We start from the raw sequence: 20815 nt of genomic DNA, 5'->3' as shown, positions 1-20815 counted from the left end.
GTTGAAGGGTAGAGCGCTGTGCTACGACAGAAGCAAATTCGAGCATGTCAAAACATGTCTTTCATGTTATCAACGTTGACAATATCTATATTGTCTGCGCAGTATGGTCATGCCGCGAATGTGCCTGAAGTAGGTCATGCTATTAAAAACATTGCATATGCAACTTATATTGCGCCAGATGGTAAATCCGAGCAATCGGTTTCCAATACTGTAGAAGTCAATATTTCAGCATTGTATGCTATTACACTAACTACCCCGCCTGTACTTGATGTTGAGCCTAGCACGAAAGTTATATGGGCAAATACATTATCAAATAATAGTAATGCACCGGTTAATGTTCTGCTTGAGACATTAGCAATTAATGAATTAAGCAATGTTAAAATTTACATAGATACAAACAAAGATGGTCAATTTGATACAAATGATCAGCAAGTAACGACGTCAGTACCACTTCAAATTGGTCAGAGTGTTAATTTATGGATTGTTGCAACGACAAACTCAAATTTAACTGAAGGTCAGCAATTTAACTTACCGATTAAAGCATCTGTTGTTGAAGACATGAATGCAATTGCGACTGCGACAGATAGTGCAATTAGCTATGACACAAAGTTGGTTGCAACCAAAGAGGTACAACAAAAAACATTTGAGCCCTCTGCTTCTGCAAATTACGATTTAAATTACACATTAAACATTAGCAATCAAGGGATCAAACCAGCTCAACCCATTGATGTAATGGTCGATGGCCAAACACAAAAAATGGTGTTGTTAGTTGATGATTTGCCTCCAAATACCACATTCAAATCCGCTTTGGCAAAGAATGCGCAAGCTAAAGTTTTATACAAGCTTGCAAGTAATAGTTATAGCACAATCATTCCAAATGATGTGACACAGATAAACCAGCTGGTTGTTGGTTTTCCACAAATTGCTGCGAATACAACTGAGCAAGTTGATCTTGTTGTCAGCATGAACCGCAATATTGCGAAGACCACTGTAAAAAATACTTATAAAGTGTCTTATGCGGTTACCAATAGTCAAAAAGATGTGTTGTCAAATGTAGCATCAACAGTCGTGGGCGGTTCTGCAAATATCACAAACAATTCGAGTGATTTTACGAGCATTTTAGCAACCGCTAGTGTGAAAAAACCTCTGAATATCGAAGCTAAAAATGCAAGTTGTAATGCGGATCGATATACCGCAGATCGTGTAAAAATCCAAATTAAATCAACAAAAACGGGTGATGTAGAAGAAGTTATTGGTGTTGAAACGGGTGTAAATACCGGTATATTCCGTTATACGTTGCCAACAACTTTTTCAGATAAAGGCATTCCATTTGATGCAGTTTTGCAAACAGTTAAACGTGATTCAGTCAGTATAAATTTAACGGATTGTCTGGATGCGCAAGGGCAATCAACAGAAACAATCACCAATATTAATACAAGTGTATTAATGGATCCGTATGGTACGGTATTTGATGCAAAAACAGGCTTGCCTGTCGCTGGCGCTACAATCACATTATTAGATCAAAATGGTCAGCCGGTTGGAAATAATGTTGCATTTGAAATTGACTCTCAAACGGGAGCCCTCGTTTCAATACCTGCAACACAAGTTACGAACAGTGCGGGTGAATTTATTTATCCACTTGTCAATGCGGGTACTTATAGTTTTGTTGTAGATACAAAAACAATTCCAGGCAACACACGTTATACTTTTGTGAGCGATCGTTCGGTATATTCAAGCTTTCCAGCAGATAAAGCCGTTGATTTAACATGGTCATATGCAGGACAGTTCACATTAAATAATGGTGATCCTGCACTGAATATTGATATTCCAATTGACCCTGAACTGGCAAATACCAATTCTTCTTTATTTGTTAAAAAAGCGGCTTCCAACAAGACTGCCGAGATTGGTGAATTTGAAGAATATACGGTTACTGTTGCAAATCGCGGAGCCGTAGATTCTACGAATGTTTCAATTACTGATACATTGCCGCGAGGCTTTATTTATGTGCAAGGCTCAATGCGGGTTGATGGTACCCAGGTTGCAGATCCGCTAGGTGGTAAAGGTCCTTATTTAAAGCTTGGTTTAGGCACCCTCACGCCAAATAAAGAAGTCAAAGTACAGTATCGTGTTTATATTGGGCCAAATGCATTAAATGGTGACGGCATTAACCGTGTTCGTGCCAAAGATGCGAAAGGCATTGAATCAAATGAAGCATCAGCAAAAGTAGAAGTAACGCCTGGAGCGATGATTTCTGATGCATTTATTGTGGGTAAAATCTTCACGGATTGTAACGGAAATGGGGTTCAGGATGCGGGTGAAGTAGGTGTTCCCGGTGTCCGTATTTATTTAGAAGATGGCAGTTATGTTATCACCGATAGCGAAGGTAAATATGACTTCTATGGCATTAGTGCTAAAACTCATGTCCTAAAAGTTGACCGTACAAGCCTGCCGGCTGGTTCCAAAATGGTGTTAATTAGCAATCGTCAAGCGGGTGATCCGAATAGCCGTTTTGTTGATTTAAAACGTGGTGAGTTGCATCGCGCAGATTTTGCGATTACAGATGATGCTTCACAGTGCGCGCAGCCTTTAATGGATCAAATTGCAGAAAGAAAAAAACAGATTGAGCAAGATAATACAAATTTAGAACAGATCATTCGTTCAGATTTAACAGTTGATCCAATTTTTTCTAAAGTCACGGATGTACGCGGGCAGCCATCGAGCGGTTGTATTTCGGCAGTGGGTGTTCAGGCGAATTGTAATCTTGATTTTTCAAAAGAGCAGATGAAAGAAATCAGGCAAGTACAATTTGAGCCTGACAAGTCAGGAATTCAACACGCTATTGCCTTACCTATGTCCGATACCTTGGCGATCCCGAATGTTTCGTCATCGGTCGGCACGGTAAATTCAGCAAAAATGATTGATTTGGAAACAGCTTTAGAAAAGGCGGTGAATAATCAACTAGAAATTTTAAATCTGAAAGATGGTCAAGTATTAGCATATCCTCAGACATCTGTTCAAGTTAAAGGTACAGCAGGTACTCAACTTGAGCTTTGGGTAAATGAGATACGTATTCCTGAAAAGCGCATTGGTAAGCGTGCTGTATTGCCGGACATGCAAGTCTTAGGTTTGGATTTCATTGGTATAGACTTAAATGCAGGCCATAACACGATTGAAGTCCGTCAAGTCGACATGATGGGGAATACGCGTGATTTCAAACGTATTGATGTTATTGCCCCAGATCAATTGGATAAACTGCAACTTGAGCCAAGTAAAATCATTCCACAAGCAAATGGTCTTGACCGTTTTAATGTGAACTTAAAAATAGTGGATCGACATGGCACATTGGTATCAAGTCGTACACCCATCACCTTAGACAGTTCAATTGGTAAAATTGATTTAGTAGATTTGGATCCAAAACAACCGGGCATACAGGTCTTTGTTGAAGGCGGCAATTTACTTGTACCTATTCAAGCACCCATTGAAGCTGGTGAAGGTGTGTTATCGGTTGAAAGCGGTATTTTCCATTCGAGTACCCCAATTCGTTTCTTACCTGATTTAAGACCAATCATTGCTGTAGGTATGGTAGAGGGGGCATTGAACTTTAAAAAGTTTGATCCTAAACAACTCAGTGGTATTAACTCCAATGATGGTTTTGAAGAGGAATTGAATGAAATCTCGGCTTCAAAAGATGGTAAACGCAATTTAACAGGTCGAGCTGCATTATTTTTGAAAGGTAAGGTCAAAGGTGAATACCTTCTCACACTTGCTTATGATTCAGACAAGGATAAAAATCAACGTTTGTTCCGCGATATTCGACCTGATGAGTATTATCCTGTTTATGGTGATTCGGCGGCCAAAGGTTTCGATGCCCAATCCACCAGCAAATTGTATGTTCGTGTTGATAAAGGACGTTCATATGCAATGTATGGTGACTATGTAACACGTACAGAAAATGATGAAGGTTTATCTTTAGGTCAATATAACCGTTCATTAACCGGTGTCCGTAGCACCGTAGAAATGGATAAATATAAAGTTACGGCATTTGCTGCACAGACCAATACGCAACAAGTTGTGAATGAACAGCGTGCGATGGGCATTTCAGGTCCATATAGCTTAGGTGGTCTTAATGCCCAGGATGTTCGTGATAATAGTGAAAAAGTAGAAGTGATTACCCGTGACCGTAACAATCCGGGTTTAATCATTGCACGTACAAGCTTGACTCGTTTTACCGATTATGAAGTTGATACTTTCAGTAATAGTATCTATCTCAAAGATCCAGTTTCTAGTGTAGATGCTGATCTGAACCCTGTATACCTGCGTATTACAGTTGAATCTGACGAAGGTGGTGAAGAATATACAGTTGGTGGTTTATCAGGTGCTGTAAAAGTAACTGATCAAGTCAAAGTGGGAGCTTCCTATGTCAAGAGCAATAATCCACTTACCCAGGAGCAGTTGGCGAGTGTGAATACAGTAGTTAAATTTGCCAATGATAAGGGTAAATTAATTTCTGAATTTGCACGATCAGAGAATATTAATGATGGTCTGAATTCGTTAACGCAAATTAATACACAAGCTGATGCAACAGGTAAATTATCGGGTAATGCAGCACGGGTTGAATTGAATTATTCCTACAAAGACTTGGAAATGAAGGTTTATCATAACCAGGCAGATACAGGGTTCTACAATACTGCGGCACCAATTACAGCTGGCCGTAAAGAAAGTGGAATTAAAGCACGTACACAATTCAATAAAATTGGTTTAGCGAAACTAGAAGCCATTCGCACAGAAGATCAGTCAAGTGGTGTTAATCAAGGTATTTCGGCAAGTATTGAACGGGCCATAAACCGTATTTTGGCCGTAGAGCTTGGTTTTAAATATTATGATGAGTCATCCAATCCAGCAACATTGAATACCACACAAGTTGCCCCGTATCATGGTGTGACGGTTCGCTCCAAGTTAACCAGCCAACTTCCTTGGCAGGGTTCGAACGTATTTGCTGAATATGAACAAGATATTTCTGAATCAGACCGCCGTATTTTTGCATTAGGTGCCAATCATCAAATTAATTCAAAACTTCGTGCTTATGGTCGTCATGAAGTTGTATCCAGTATTAATGGCTTGTATGAATTAAATAGCAATCAGCGCCGTAATGTAACGGTATTTGGTCTTGATAGTAAGTACAACAATAATGGTACAGCATTTAGTGAATATCGTGTTCGTGATGGTATTAGTGCAAGAGAGGCTGAAGCAGCAATTGGTTTACGCAACCGTTGGGAAATTGAAAAAGGGTTTTATGCAAATACCAGTTTTGAACAAACCAAATCTTTGTCAAATGCCAATAATTTAAGTTCTGATAGCACAGCGGCGTCTTTAGGCGTTGAATATTTGAAGAATCCGAATTGGAAAACTGTTGCCCGTATTGAAGCACGTTGGGCAGATCAGTCAGATACGATTTTGAACAATTTGGGCGCTGCTTATAAATATTCAGATGATGTGACTTTATTAGCAAAAAATGTCGTTAGCCTTACTGATAGCAAGAGTGAGAGTAGTGGTGACCGTTTAGTCGACCGCTTCCAGTTAGGATTAGCTTATCGGGATACCGAGCGCAATCGTTTTGACGCTTTAGCTAAAGTTGAATATCGTTATGATGATAATAAAACTGATTTAAGTAATCCTTCTCTTAAACATGTTTATATTTTCTCTAACCATTTAAATTATCACCCAACACGTGATTTTACGCTGTCTGGTCAGTATGCAGTAAAAAATGTGCAAACAACATTCTCTGGTTTAGAGTCTACAGGTATGACACATATGTTTAGTGCAAGAGCAATGTATGACATCAATGAAAGATGGGATGCAGGTGTTCATACTGGCGTATTATGGTCTGATATGAGTTCAGGCCGCCGGGTTCTTGTCGGTGGAGAAGTGGGATATCTTGTTGCAGCAAACTTATGGTTGTCTGCGGGTTATAATTTCTCCGGCTATAAGGATGATGATCTGGTGGATAGTGATACTACAATCCAGGGAGCTTATGTCCGTTTTAGATTTAAATTTGATGAAAATTTGTTTAGTAACAATAAGTAAAGACACTATGCTAGATTAGCATAGTGTTAATCTTTGAAAATAAAGCTAGTCAATTGAATAAGAAATAACAGCTAAAGTTGCTCGAGTTTTTTGTTCAAAGTAATAGCTAGATTGGCCACGGATTTATTGGAAATTCACTTTATTTTTGCGCCTCATTTAGAGCAAAGAGCAGGGTCTATACTGTTATCATTCGCGATACTAAATTGACAACCTCGTGTCTGTAATATCAAAAAAATTGCGCCAGTTAGTATTGTTTATTCAGATCACGGGTATAAATTAAAGAAGAATACTTTTTAAAAACGATAATAAAATCAACATAAAAAAAGCCCCCATCTTTCGATGAGGGCTTTTTTGAATCTGGAGCGGGAAAGGAGACTCGAACTCCCGACCCCAACCTTGGCAATATTCACCGACATAAATTACATTAAATTTATTAAAGTGACATTAAATTAAATATATATAAAACATATATTTATATTGTTAATATTTTTGGGTGTAATTTAATGTAGGGTAGAGTAAAAAGAAGTTGGTCACTTTAAAATTTATATAAATTCAACAATAATTGCCAACATAAACTTCTATAGATTTTTAAATTTTATCATTTGGTAAATTTGCTCGGTGAGTAAGTGGATGTTATTTTCAATCGGGTCTTGGATCATTTTGAGTTTCTGATCGAATCTGACCCGTAATAGCGTTTGAGAGATTTTAATAAATCGACTAGCACACTCACTCATGTGACTATTTCATCAATCTGTGATAGCAATATCTGCTCCTTAAGTTCCAGATTTTACAATGGTCATCTGATTCTTGAAAATTACATTAAATAAAGCTCGTTTGAATGCCATCGCTTTTTCGGCTTTGTTGTACAAAGATGTAAAAGTTAAAGTTTCCTAAGCTTTTAAATTCAAGTTGCAACTTGGGTTTGAGGTCTGCCTAATTTAGTGAATTTATCGAGAACAGCCCCATTCGTGTAAGGATATCATTGATCTAACTTGAGCTTGTGGTCTGTCAGCATCCGGTAAATTCCTGCTTATTCAGCTGGCTTCCAGTTATGCGGTAGCAATTCTTCAATGTAGCTCAATTTCTGTGTAGAGGTATTCAGTACATCACTCAAATAGTTAGACTGATATAGGTCAGTATTGTTATTGATTTGAAAACTTTATGCCTATTTAGCCCAATAGCTGTGCTTTCCTGTTCTTTTGATCTCACGATAGACTGTTAATCTGGAACGTCCAAGAGATGTAACGAAGGTGGAGATTGAATATCTACTTTTTTAAAGCAGTATAAAATCGTATCTTTCGTCTTGATAAAGTTGGGTATATTCCCTCATTGTGTCTTTCGAATTATGAGTTAAATAAAGTTCAATGATTCTAATAACTTAACTTTCTAACTAACTACAAAATTATAACAATTCTATTTGAGTTATAAAAATTAAGATACGGATTATATTTAATATTTTTATTTTTTATAGACATTATTTAATGCTAATATTCTTAGGATTTTTAACCAAATATGTGATTATATATAATTCAATTAATAACTTATGGAAGATGTAATGCTAAATATTGATAAACAAGCTTTAGAACAAGCTTTAGCAGTAACAATGAATTGGAATTTTGATTTAGCAAAAGAGAAACTTTTGGAATCAAAAGGATGGTCAAGTGAAAAAGCTGATCGTGCAGTCAATGACTATAAAAAATATATGGCATTGATGAAAGCAATGGATAGTTATCAACTAGTTCCTAATGAAGAAATAGATGAAATTTGGCACATGCACATTTTAGATACGCGTCAATATATGCAAGATTGTAATGAACTATTTGGTGAATACATGCATCACTACCCATATTTTGGAATGTTAGGCGAAGAAAATAAGACTCAATGGTTAGAAACACAAACTTTATCTGAAAATGTATGGGAACAACTTTTCGGTAATAAACTATATAGTTCGACAAATGTGGGACAGAAATGTCCTCAAGTTTGTCCATGTCATGTAGAAGCTGTAACAAATAACACAGAAGCTTTAAAAGCTGTAATTTAATAGAAGGGGGATTTATGCGAGATTTATTACAGGATAAAAATATTACATATTTCCCCTCAAGACTTCAGATGCAGTCGAAAATTGATAGAAAAGTCTTAGATAAATTTGGATTTCAGATATTACGTGATTTCGGTACTTCATCAGAAAAATTAAAAAATTTCATCATGGGGTATGGTTATAGGCTTTTTTATACCGAATCTTTAAATGGATGGCTACATACTTTTGAGACACAAACTGTTGCTACTGAATTGTCAGAGGAATTAGAACCAGGTGGATTTCATACAGATTTTATGTTTCAAAAAGAGCCGCCAAGATATATAGCTTTACAGTGTATTAAACCAGACCCTAAGTATCCTCTTTATGGGCGTAATCAGGTTGTTAAGATTGATAACTTAATTAATGCAATCACTAAGTGTGGTGTTGGCAAAGATCAATTACGAGAATTACAAATTGAATATGTATTAAAGGGTAAAATATATAAGCAAAATTTATTTGATGATGATTTGAAAAGTATTAAGTACCACCAAAAGTTTGCTTCTAATAATATTGTCTTAAATGATGATCTTAAAATTGTTGAATTAATCAATAATCTCAGTTTAAGCATTTGTGAGGATATAGTGCTTAATTCTGGTGACTTATTACTAATAGATAATCACACAACACTACATCGACGTTCGGAATGCTCGGTTAGATATGACTTTGAAAAAAGAATTTTTGAAGGGCGAAAAATGAACTCAGCTCGGTTTAATTGATGGAAATTAAGTTAAATAATAGCAACAAATTCAAAATAATAGAGATTGACAATACTCATTATAGAGATTTGTTTTTATTAAAATCAGATGATATAAATCTAGTCATAAGCCTAGAGACATTTAACATTTTAAAGTTGTTAAAAGAAAAAGGTAAAGCAAAAATAGCAAACCTTAGTAAAGAACTTAAAGAGCTTATTAAACATAATTTAGTTATTTGCAGTGATGCTAACCTAGATATTTCAAGCAGCCTCTATATCTGGTTGCATCTAACTGATGAATGTAATCTAGATTGTAAATATTGTTACATTCCCTCACTACATTCAAAAAACAAAATAAGAGATGGCTTTTTTGAAAAATTAGCAGAAGTGATCATTCGAGATAAGTCTAAATATAATGAAGTCAATTTGAAGTTGGCAGGGGGAGAGCCGTTTCTCACATTGAAATCGTGGAAGATTGGTTTTAATTTTTTTGTAAAAGAGTTGCGTGAAAATGGTATAGCTCTGAATATTAGGGTCATAACTAACTTAACTATCATCAATGATGAGATAATAAATTTTATAAAAAATTATAGAATAAATCTTTCCTTTTCTATAGACAGTTTAAATAGCGAAAATTCAAGGATTTTTTATAGAAAGAATGTTAACTCATCAGCTAAAGTTTTAGAGAACCTAAAAATACTGAACAATAGTGGTATTACACCATCAGCAATGATCACTGTAGATAAATCTAACTATAAGAGTGTTAAGGATTTAGTCGAGTATTTAATTGATAATGATATAGTATTCAGAATTAGTGACGATAAAGGAGACTCTAATTTTACAAATGAGTTTGAGTTTGCACTAAATCAAACTATAGATTTGTTAAATAAGGCTGCAAAAAATGACAAAGACATAATGTATAAGTTCCTTATTTCTGACTTGAATACTCTATATCCTAAAGCTGAACCATGTTCTATGGGGAAAACAGGTACAGCTATTTATATGAATGGAGATATATTTTTTTGTCATACTGAGTTTGGAACTGAAAATAAATTAGGTAATCTCTGGTCAATAAATTCATTAGATGAAACCATTCGATCTGGATATCACAAACATTTAAATTTAAGTTCTGATTGCGATAAATGTTCATGTCGAGCAATTTGTGCTGGTGGTTGCCCTTTATATAGAGTAAATGGTAAGAGTCCTCAATGCACTACCTACCAAAATATTATTAGAAATGTGGTTGAACTTTATGAAAAATGCGAATAATGATTTTTTTATTAAAGGTATTCATGAAAAAAACCTTAAAGGTTTTGATTTTCAAATAAACCATGGTGATATTGTTTTTGTTGGAGGTGTAAGTGGCTCCGGTAAATCTACCTTGGTTTTAGACGTAATTTATAGGGAAGCACATCGGCAGCATCTAATCCGTAATGCAACAGATGATCTATATCAATATGCAGTAAGACCAAATTTTTCAGAGGCTTCAATGCTTGTTGAGAGTGATATGGTCACTCAGAGAGGCTTATTTTCTAGTATTACTTCTACTTTTGGAACAAAAACAAATTTAATCAATGATCTAAGAGATATATTTGTTAAGTATGGTGTGGTTAAAAATGATGACCGAATAATATCAAAGAATACATTTAATGAAGTTATAAATTTTAAAAATAAATTATATTCAGATAGCCATGTATATTATATTTTAAATCTTAGATCATTTAATGAAGTTAATGTTTTAAAGTCTTTTAAAAAAGATCATATAGCGTATGTTAGAAATCTTAAAACAAATAAAATAACAAAGGTACAAATTGAAAAATTAAAAAAATACAACTCTGACGACTATTTTTTTCTAGTTGAAGCTGAATATGCAGTTGATAGTTTTCCATTATTTTTAATAGGAAACGATATTGAAATTAACTTCGATGAAAAATATATTGATGTTGAAAATAATATCTTATTTAGCCGTCCATATCTGTCACTATTTACTAAATCAAAAAGTTCTACTAATTCTGGGCTATGTGTTAAGTGTGGTGGAAATGGCGATATTGTAGATTATGATAGAAAAATCATAGATTGTGATAAAAAAATATCTGAAAACAATATTTTGTTAAATACTAGTGAAAAAACTGGCAGATATGAATCACTTAAATTCACTCCAAATGGACTTATTGGACTACTTAAAAGACAAAATATAGATATTAATAAAACATATAACCAGCTCTCTGAGGGTGAAAAAGGCTCATTTGATCAGTTAATTTTGGATAAGTTGGTGAGCAATAATGTTGAATCATTACTCTTAAAGAGCCTTTGTAATGAATGTAATGGGACAGGGTATAAGGCTGATGTATCTCATATTTTTGTTGGAAACTTCAATTTTACTGAATTGGAGAAAATGACTTTAGAAGAAATTTTAGTAAAGATTGGTTGTTGTATAGAAGCAAATGAACTTGCTGATTTCACAAAAAAAAATAACATATTAAAAAAATTGAAAATCAATAATATTGCTTTAAATAGAGGTTCATTAAATTTAAGTTCTGGAGAATTACAAAGGATTAAGATATTTGATTTATTGAAAAATAAAATTAGAAAAAAAATAATAATTATAGATGAGCCATCTGTAAATCTTCACTATAACGACAATATGCCGATTTTAGATTTATTACTAGAATTGAATAAATATGAAAATACATTAATCATTATTGACCATAATGGAATTTATAAAAAAATTTCTAATAAGTCTTTTTATTTAGGACCTGGCTCTGGTAGTAAAGGTGGACTTCTATTTTCTCCTGATGATGAAAAAGTAGTTGATGAATATAAAAGAAAGGTCAGACATGAAAAGGAGATAAAATTTCTCTTAGCCCATGTGAATAATGTCAATATAGATCAAATCAGTATCCCAGAAAAGGGAATAACCTGTTGCATTGGATCTAGTGGCTCAGGAAAGACAACTTTATTGACAAAACTTCTGCCTAAATCCTTTGAAGAAAGTAATATAAAATATGCTATTTTTGATAGTAAGCCTATATCAACTAATATCCAATCCATCGTAGCTACGTATATTAATGTATTTGATAAAATTCGTACTATATTTGCGAAGAAGACAAATATAGAAGCCTCTTTTTTTAGTTTTAATAGTCGTGGCGGGTGTTCAACATGCAAAGGGCATGGAATTATTGAAAATAATTTATGTCCATCTTGTTTAGGAACTAGATATAGTGATGACATTCGTTTGATCAAAGTTGGTGGAAATACTATTAATGATATTCTTCATATGGAGATTTCATCTTTAATAGAACTAGAAGACTTTAAATTTTTATCAAATATCTATCAATTTATGGAGGCTCTAGGTCTTGATCATCTAACATTAGGACGAAGTGTATCTAGTTTAAGTGGTGGTGAAGCTCAACGCTTAAAGCTAGTTGAATTTCTTCTTTCAACGAATAATGTTAATTTCATAATATTAGATGAGCCATGTCGAGGGCTTGATAAAAAATCTATATCAAAAATGTTGAAGCTCTTTGATGAAAATCTTTATGAAAAATCTATATTAGTAATTGAACATAATATTGATTTTATCAAACAATGTGACTTCATTATTGATTTAGGTGAATCAAATACTAATAAAACTAAAGATAATATTACTTTAGGCTGTATAAATGATTTTAATTTTCCTAGTTTAGAAATTTTTGATTTTGGAGATTATACTCATAACAATTTCCAGTTTGATGTTAGTTTAAATAATGAAATAAAAGAGAATGATCTGTTAAGTAAAACTTTAATTAATCAAGAAAATTTTGCTTTAGAGAAATCGTTTTACCAAGATTCAGTATTTAATTCAGATGAGAATATTATTTTTTATAAAAATCATCATGAGATAAAGAAAATAACTGAAAGAAATGACCATTTTTTTTATAATCCTCTTTTTGATGAATTATATCAATTCCCTTATATTGATTTTAAAAAAAATAAATTTATTGAAAATTTAGATGAGGCTTGGAGTTGTTTAGTTGAGACTAATAGCTTTGAAGATGCTTTTATCAGAGGGAAAGGTGTAGTTGCCACAAAAAATAAGGATCTAATTTACCATACAGTACGTTCTTTATCTGTCATTGATAAACATATTGGCCCTTTAATTGATTATAAAAATTATTTTAATGTATATAAAAATTCATGCAGAATTTGTAAAGGGTATGGGGTAATTAAGTCTTATCCATTTGATGAATATATGGATAAAAAATATTCTATATTTGATTCTAATTTTTTAGGTTGTGATTTATTGAAAATATTACCTAAAAAACTGATTAAATTTTTAATAAATGATTTTAAATTTCCTTTTGACCTACCTTTTAATGATCTGAGCTTAGAAGCTCAAAATATTATTTTATATGGTGCTAAACATATAAATTTTATTCCAAGTTTAACGGATGATAAAGGTGTTTGGAGAGGACTAAACTCTTATACATATTTTTATGGCTCTAAGCTAAACTCTAACTTTAAAAGTTCTGCCATAAGAACTATTAGTTGCCCATGTTGTTATAAAGGATTTAATAATTCTGTTAATTATTTTTCTATAAAAGGTGAAAAAATATTTGATTTTTATTAAAAATAATACCTGAGTTAACTCGAACTCTACTTAAGCCAATGTGCTCATGATCTTAATAGTCGGCGTATTCTGATTCATTGTAGACACATTTGTTGCTTTTAGGTGTTATAAGCAAAAGACTAGTTTCTTTTTTTGAAAATCAATTACATGAAATTATTTATAGACTCAAAATTTTTTAAAGTTTAGCTCGAAGACCCTCCAGCAAGTGTAAAACAGAGAACAATCCCTGAGTAGTCTGAATCTGTTTTATCGGAATGCCTTTGGTTAGCTTATTTGGTGACTTCATAAAATGCTGCATCCATTTAGCCTCTCCACCTGTTAGAGCATCTAGTGATATCGCAATACGAATTAAAATAATTGCGAGTTCTCCTTGACTTGAATCGGGATCTAACTGAAGCGAATTTAAAGTTTCCACTGAATCTAAATTGATAACGATAGCAAGCTGGTCCAGTGTCAAACCAAGTTGTTTTGCAGATGATAAAACAGCTTTAGTTAATACCTTTTTTTGTTTTTCAATTTTTTCTGACGTTTTATGCATGACTGATCTCAGTTTCAGACGTTGCTGATACCTAGAGTTTATACTATTTGATTATCGTTTCTCAGACATCCAATTTTTACTGAAGATATATTAAATTTGGCTTTAGATAAGGAAGCAACGGTTAAATTATTTAACAGCATGTGGTTATTTTTAGACCTTCAGCTTTAAGTTCAAGAGATCGAGGTCTGCCGATACATGCTAGATGTAAGCAAAATTTAAATGCGGCCAGTGCTTTGGCATCTTTTGTCGAGTAAAGCTGGAGACGAACATAATCTTCTTGAGTCGTAGGATGCTCTGTTGTGCTCGATTTAGCCAGCTTCAGTAATAAAGGTTGTTTCTTTTTATCTAGCAATTGTACCAAGTCTTGTCCAAGCAAATGCCAAAATTGATGGGGAAACAGGTCTTTTACCTTACAATAAAATGATTCCAATTGATCAATTTTATTCCAGCGATAATGAATGCCGGTATGCGAAACTGTAACACGACTTAAAAATGTCTCAAGCACCGCTTTTATTTGATCTGGCTTTTTTTCAAAGATATTTTGAATATTTTCAAAGAAATAGTTCCTTGCTTTGCGCTCTTCAACGGTATCTATCATCGAGGGTTTCAAAGGTTTATCCAGATGATTTGTGTTGTTGAGATCAAATAACCTTGGGTTGTTTTTTTGAGACTTGAGTTGGCCCAGTTGTTTGGCATTTTCATACCAGTAGTTAACCAGTTCGACAGGTAAACTCATTTCTTGTGATACCCGATCTGGATCATGATGAATTTCCAGTAAATTTAGGCACTTAAAAAACCATGCAAATGAAACTTTGGATTCTTTTGTTCCCGCGAAATATTTAAAAAAATCATGATGCTTTGAGTTAAATGAAACCTCATCTAGAATGTCTTCTACGTTACTTTTTAACCAGTCAGTTTGATCGTTGAGTAACTGCTGACTTAAATGAACAGCATGCTTTTCGAAATTGAATGGAGCAGAATCTTTTACTATGTTTAAAAATTTGAAAGAAGGTAGGTAGCCCATCATCTTTTTTGCCAGTTGAGTATCGATGTCTGGGTGATATTTCAGTATTTTATGCCCAGCAATCAGGTAGCTTAGATGAATATAACTTTTAAAAGTTTCTGTAGGGTCAATGTGACCCAGTAAATGGGCAATCATAAACCAATGATTTTGACCATGTGTATGACGGAGTAACTCTGTCCGAATGGACTGATATTGTTCTTCAGTATAATCCGTCAGATTCTTGACTAGGGGAGCGTAATCGCAGTTGAGCAGAACGGATAAGTGATTGGCAGCCGTGTGTCGAAATGAGTGAAAAGAATAATCATGAGTTTTAAAAAGCTCGTTCATAATCATTCTAAAAGGTGTTGTCACCGTATGTTTGTTCAGCTTGCTATTTTCATTCCAATTACGGAATAAGTATAAGTTTTGTTGATTGAGTAAACGTTGCTCGACTACATGATTATGAAATAGTTGATATTCATCGGTTTTTAATAAGCAATACACAGGAACTTTGCGTTCAGCACTATCTGTTTTAAGTTGATGTAAGTTTCCTTTCTTTTTTGAGCCGTAGGGCTGAATCCATACTGATAGACAGCTCAAGCCCTCGATATCCCGCACACGTAAGCCTAGAATTTCATTAATACGCATACCGGTACGGTAAGCTAAGATATAGATGATTTTTAATGTCTTATAAGTGTTTTCTTGACTATTAGCACCTGAAAATAAGGTATCTAATTTGTTCATGAAAGCTTGATAAGTCAAAGGGCCAATAATACGGGCTCTAGGCCTATTTTGTATGGCGAGTGATTCTAATTCGAGAGATTCAGCTTCGAAAACTGTTCGTTGAAAGCTATGGAAGCGCTTCAACATCCTGCTGGTTTGACCTCTGGATTTTTTAAATTCAGGTTGGCCTGCTTCATCTGCGAGACGGGTGTTCGTAATAATTTGTGTGTAGATATTTGCCAGATTCGTATTCAGATCATCTTCGCTATCTAGATATTGTAAAGAATGTGTTAGCCAAGGCTCGGCAATCCGGGAGTAATAAGTGTAAATCGAACTATCTGCTAATGGTCTATTCTGCTGAAACGATTTTTGAAATTGGTTAGCGCAAAAATTAAAATGTTCAGCCAGTTGCTGAATCTGTTCTAATTCTGGTTTATAAAGGCTGATGAGCCATAATGCGACACGTTTACTGTACTCATTAAATTTATCAGTATTTTCAAGACAATATTTAATGATTAGTGCATCAATGCTTTGATCGGTTTGTGATATACGAATCAGTTGCAAAAGATCTTTGTGAATCTTTATAACATCATTCAATGCTTGCTGAATGTCATTATTGGAATAGGATTGACCCACAATAGATGGTGATTTTTCTACATTGGAATCAGTAAGAGTGTCCTGCTGATATTTAAATTTTGGATGAAGAAATCTTTCAAATTCTATTTCTGATAAGCCACAGGTTGCAGTATTTTCAATGAGACATTGTGAGAGAGCGGGATCAATGTCAACTTTCGGGAGTTGCATCCAGTTGAAGCTGGCGTAGTCGCGTAATAATTTATAAGTTTTAAGATTAAATGGTAACTTTATCTTATTAAAAATAAGCTGTAAATAATCTTCTACCTTCTGGTTTACTGTACGAATATTTCTGCTATTAAAATGAATTAACCATAAGCGGGTAATTTGATCAGGAATAAAATTACGCGATTTACGGATGGTTTTTTCATCAATAAAGAGATCTCCATAGGAAGGGGAGAGCGGTTCTAAAAATATAATGTTCAGATCTTCGATCTTTCTAATTTTGGCTGGATCTTTTAAATGTTGAAGCAAAGCCTCTAAAGAGGCTTTTTGATTTAAGCCGGAATAAAGCATGGCAGAAATAACAATATTTCCAATGATTTCATCATCAGAAAATGTCTTGCTATCTTTTGCTAGAATCCAGTAGTCCCAAAGCTTATCAAGAACTTCATCAACCTGCTGTCCCTTCTCGATCCAGTCCATGGTAAAAACTGGCTGATCACGCTGCATCTCAAATATCAGATTCGGTAGGGGCAAAGATTGATGACGGTTTAGATTGATTGTCTTTATATATGCCCGGAAAAATTCATGCGCGTATTTTTTCCAGGCCAGGCTTGGAGCTTTGCGTTTAATAAACTCATAAATTGCTGGATAGAAGGATTCAAGATGCCCTTTTTGTTCCAAATCTTGTTCTTGGAAGTATTGAATTAGCTCCTGTTCTACATCTGCTCGAAGCTGTTTTTCCTGATCGAGTCGGTCTTGTTTTCTACGTGCTTCGGCATATAGTGTTCGAGTTTGCTTAGTACGTTTATTGAGTGAGGACATCTAGTTCAATACCGGTAATATTAAAATGATCTTTCATTTGTTCAAGAATATGAGCAATGCTTGAATATTGTGAAATAGATAAGCTGGAATAAGGATGAGCAGCTTCTTGCTGCATCGGTTCATGACCGAATAAAGCTAAAATTTCAATTTCGTTAATTTTATTGCTGAGAAACGCACGGGCAGTATGCCGGTGCCAGTTTTCATGCTCCAAACCTAACTCAGGATGAAAGTTTTTTACAATTGATGGCCTTAAGGGGTGCCATTGACCATCCTGAAAGATATTCAAAAGTGGGAGCTTGCTCTCTAAAATTTGTTGAATATGTTGTGGAATTTCTGGCTGACTAGGTGCAATTTGAGTTTTAAAATAATGTAAAAATTCTATGAATTTCTGGAGTTCTTGTGCGACAAAATGACCCAGTGGAATTAAACGTCCATAGCCTTGACGTCCACCCACCTCTTTATCAGAAACCATGCATATTTTTCTTTTCAGGTTAAAGCTTTTTAAAAAACCTGGAAATTCAGCGACGGGTCGTGCAGCAGTAAAGAGCAACAAGAAATGCCACATCCACAGATTGTAATGATTGAAAATTGCTATCCAGTCGTCTTCTTTTTGTGAAATTATTCTGAATTTGAGTGTGGCAAAGATATTTTGAATCACATTTGAAGTAGGTGCTTTGCGGCTACCAAAGTTTTTTTCTGTAGCATATTCGATGCTCTGGTAATCGTTGGCTAATGACTCACACAGCTCTTTTAAAATTGAGACATATTCAGTCTGTAAAGTCAGGGTATTTTGATGACAATAAGAAGTAGAAGAAGACTTGTTGGCATCAATACCGGTGAGAAGGTCAGCAAGCTGTTTATTTCCAGTGCGTTGCAAAATAGTCTGATGTAAAAGAGAGCTAATTCTTATTAATGATAATTTTGGAATATAAAGTTTGGCTCGCAGCTGTTTCAAAAGTTGCTGAAGATCCTCTTCCGTAACGCTGTTACCATCTCGTAGCGAAGCAATAAATGAATTTGGAATTGGGATATCCAGATAGACTGTTTGGTTGAGCAAACCATCTGGATAAGCAAAATCCTTATTTTCAAAAATTGAAAATTTACTCCTCAGAAAATATTGCCCATTGCTTTGCTTGATCTGTTGGCGAGCATTTAAATTTTTAGCACGTTTACTTTGTAGACGTAGCCACTCCTGGATTTTATTTCCTGTCAGAAATGACAGCATCAGGATTAAGGATGCCTTCTTTTTTTTGGTTTCTTTATCCTTGTCTTTAGAATCTTCTTTAATCTCAACAATGTAATTTTTATATAGTTCAGTAATTAAGGCACTTATGCTTGCGGTATTAGGAAAGAGGCTGCTGTATGGCAGCAAATGTTCTTTCCGTTGAATATGTTTGGCAACCAGAGGCAGCACATAGCTCTGGCTGGATTCGGAATATGCAGCAAGGGGGGTAACGATGGTTGGGTCTACAAATATTTGACGTGTATCTTGGTCATCTAGTTGTTGTTCTATATTGAGAGCTTTAGATTTTTGCCCTTTTTTAATTTCTGAACTTTCTGCAATCAGCTGATCTTCGTCTAAAAATTCATGTTGCAGTTGCGTCTCGATGCTCGCTTTGGCAATTTTTGCCTTATTTTGCAAAACATAATTAAAGGTGATGCGGATCATGTTTAGCAGGTTTTGCATAAAATCATTAGATGACTCTTTATCAAGTTCTTCATCAATAACCTCATTCAAATTCCGAATAAATTCAACTAAGGAAAGGGGGGGATCTTTAAGATACTTTTCCCAAAGGAGTCTATATTCAGGAGTATTTTGATATTCTTTTTCAGAACTTAGAATCCGATTGGCGGTACGGAAGCGTTGGAATAAACGTTTTACAGTATTGAAATGTTCAGTGTGATCCTCTTTAAAAAGTTCAGGTTTAATGTCTGGAAGTGCAATTAAATAGATTGCTGCTTTTAAGACTAGGATATTCCAGATTAAGGCATTTTCTTGTGACTTTACTAATTGTGCAATTGAGTTCACATACCAAGTAATGGGTGTTGCACTAACAGTATGTTTTCGAGAGGAGACCAAGGCAGCGGGTCTAGCAACAACAGAATTGGTTTGTAGATCAAAATCTAATAGATCGAGATTCAGCTCCTTTAGATATTGATCAGTGGGGTGTGAAGTCAGTAAATCAGCAACATATTGAATATGTTCGGTACGTTGGAGCTGCTCATCACCAAAGAGTTTTTCCAATGTCTGTTTTAATGATACCCGAGGAATATCAGCAATATTTTGATGGTTTGGGTTGGAGTCTGACATTATGCCTTCCATAGCTGATCTGGCGTGAGAATGAAGTCCACATTGTTTAAAAGCTGTTGCACAATTCCACTGGTTTGTTGCAATTGATCAAGCACATTCTGTCTTTTCCGGTTTATAACTTTATTGCGATAATTCAGTTGATTTCGTGTGTATGAGAGTAGTTTTGCTAGCAGATCTAAGCTCATAGTACGGTGAGGTTTGAAAGAATTTTCTTTGTTTAAACCCAGGATAACTTCAGATGAAATATGGGCATTGATCAGCGATTGCATTTTTGCAGGATTCATTCGATCAAGATCATGATGATAAGAGGACAGAAATTTCATGAATTCCAAACTTGCGTCTTTTTTTAATAGCTCAATTTTGTCTTTATCTTGAGGAAAAGAATGGATGAGTAAGTTGATATTCTTAGGTGTGTTCTTAGACCAATATAAGTGCCACTGACAGGCATTTGCGATGGTATAGCCAGATCTATTGGGGTCTTTCCAGACACGGATTTCAGGGTAAGAAGTCAATATTGATAGATCAGCTTTTAAGGATTTGAAAGCCTCTTGATAGCAAAGATAAATTCCAGAAAAATCAGGGTGGATACTGATTTGGATTTTATTAAAATTTTTGCACAACAATTTTTTTGGTATGCCAAATTCTTCATCAAAATCAAAAGCTGTTCCCATAGAAATGAGAGTCCCCAAAAAGTGTAAAAAATAATCAAGTGAATATTCTTATAGTTTTTTGAAATATTAAACAAGGTTGATCCACCCTATATCTTGTGTATATTAACAATTAATATACAATATGTTGTTATTTTTATATAATTTTAAGAACTAAATAACAATCTATAACATGCTGTATATTTAAAGATATAGAGGTTCTTACTTAGGAAATTAAAAAATTGAAACAGGTAGAAATTGTTACAAATATTCTAAGCAATCAATCTCCCACTCGAGTTTTCAGCCTTATTTACACATTAGAGGTATAGTTTCAAGCCTGATAAAAACGGAGCTTGGAAATTTTTATTAGCTAAAGAACTGAAAGAAGTTGAATATTAAATTAATACAGCCTCAAAATTAAAATGGACCTCTTTACCTAGAGGGCTATTATTTTGAGTTCATAGGGGACAGCTCTAGTTATCCCAGTATGAGACAGCCTCATTTTGAAG

9 protein-coding genes are annotated in these 20815 nt (G+C 34.4%); 5 read left to right on the top strand and 4 right to left on the bottom strand.

Annotated elements, in window-relative coordinates:
- The first annotated feature begins 18 nt into the window (after positions 1–18).
- From FB6_RS12950 to FB6_RS12930, 5 genes are all read left to right on the top strand, one after another.
- Complete coding sequence (locus FB6_RS12950; RefSeq protein ID WP_174560373.1) at positions 19–6084, top strand: SdrD B-like domain-containing protein; 6066 nt, start codon at positions 19–21, stop codon at positions 6082–6084.
- A gap of 1555 nt (positions 6085–7639) precedes the next feature.
- Positions 7640–8125, top strand: coding sequence for a glycine-rich domain-containing protein (locus FB6_RS12945; RefSeq protein ID WP_174560372.1), 486 nt, complete (start codon positions 7640–7642; stop codon positions 8123–8125).
- A gap of 14 nt (positions 8126–8139) precedes the next feature.
- Positions 8140–8877 (top strand): TauD/TfdA family dioxygenase, encoded by a 738-nt coding sequence (locus tag FB6_RS12940; protein WP_005137647.1) that lies wholly within the window; start codon positions 8140–8142, stop codon positions 8875–8877.
- Positions 8877–10124 (top strand): radical SAM/SPASM domain-containing protein, encoded by a 1248-nt coding sequence (locus tag FB6_RS12935; RefSeq protein ID WP_005137646.1) that lies wholly within the window; start codon positions 8877–8879, stop codon positions 10122–10124. The genes FB6_RS12940 and FB6_RS12935 overlap by 1 nt, the downstream gene beginning before the upstream one ends.
- Complete coding sequence (locus FB6_RS12930) at positions 10108–13464, top strand: ATP-binding cassette domain-containing protein (protein ID WP_174560371.1); 3357 nt, start codon at positions 10108–10110, stop codon at positions 13462–13464. Before FB6_RS12935 ends, FB6_RS12930 begins: the two co-directional genes overlap by 17 nt.
- 175 nt (positions 13465–13639) lie before the next feature.
- Here the strand turns inward: FB6_RS12930 and FB6_RS12925 are convergent, their stop codons facing one another.
- The 4 genes from FB6_RS12925 to FB6_RS12910 form a co-directional block, all read right to left on the bottom strand.
- Positions 13640–14002, bottom strand: a complete 363-nt coding sequence (locus FB6_RS12925; protein WP_174560370.1) for an MbcA/ParS/Xre antitoxin family protein — start codon at positions 14000–14002, stop codon at positions 13640–13642.
- A gap of 130 nt (positions 14003–14132) precedes the next feature.
- Positions 14133–17348 carry a tyrosine-type recombinase/integrase gene (locus FB6_RS12920; RefSeq protein WP_174560369.1) on the bottom strand — a complete coding sequence of 1072 codons (3216 nt, stop codon included), beginning with the start codon at positions 17346–17348 and terminating at the stop codon, positions 14133–14135.
- Positions 17332–19659 (bottom strand): hypothetical protein, encoded by a 2328-nt coding sequence (locus FB6_RS12915; RefSeq protein WP_174560385.1) that lies wholly within the window; start codon positions 19657–19659, stop codon positions 17332–17334. Before FB6_RS12915 ends, FB6_RS12920 begins: the two co-directional genes overlap by 17 nt.
- Entirely contained in the window at positions 19659–20330 is a 672-nt protein-coding gene (locus FB6_RS12910; RefSeq protein WP_174560368.1) for a hypothetical protein, read from the bottom strand. Before FB6_RS12910 ends, FB6_RS12915 begins: the two co-directional genes overlap by 1 nt.
- Positions 20331–20815 lie beyond the last annotated feature (485 nt).

Origin of the sequence: Acinetobacter bouvetii, from assembly GCF_902753875.1 — a bacterium.
Taxonomy (GTDB): domain Bacteria; phylum Pseudomonadota; class Gammaproteobacteria; order Pseudomonadales; family Moraxellaceae; genus Acinetobacter; species Acinetobacter bouvetii_A.
Note: the sequence above shows the minus strand (reverse complement) of the source record. Positions and strands in the feature narration are given on the sequence as shown.

Bases quoted from the DNA above. Each gene is read 5' to 3' on its own strand.
- FB6_RS12945 (WP_174560372.1), top strand. From the start codon at position 7,640: ATGCTAAATATTGATAAACAAGCTTTAGAACAAGCTTTAGCAGTAACA.
- FB6_RS12940 (WP_005137647.1), top strand. From the start codon at position 8,140: ATGCGAGATTTATTACAGGATAAAAATATTACATATTTCCCCTCAAGA.
- FB6_RS12935 (WP_005137646.1), top strand. From the start codon at position 8,877: ATGGAAATTAAGTTAAATAATAGCAACAAATTCAAAATAATAGAGATT.
- FB6_RS12930 (WP_174560371.1), top strand. From the start codon at position 10,108: ATGAAAAATGCGAATAATGATTTTTTTATTAAAGGTATTCATGAAAAA.
- FB6_RS12925 (WP_174560370.1), bottom strand. From the start codon at position 14,002: ATGCATAAAACGTCAGAAAAAATTGAAAAACAAAAAAAGGTATTAACT.
- FB6_RS12920 (WP_174560369.1), bottom strand. From the start codon at position 17,348: ATGTCCTCACTCAATAAACGTACTAAGCAAACTCGAACACTATATGCC.
- FB6_RS12915 (WP_174560385.1), bottom strand. From the start codon at position 19,659: ATGTCAGACTCCAACCCAAACCATCAAAATATTGCTGATATTCCTCGG.
- FB6_RS12910 (WP_174560368.1), bottom strand. From the start codon at position 20,330: ATGGGAACAGCTTTTGATTTTGATGAAGAATTTGGCATACCAAAAAAA.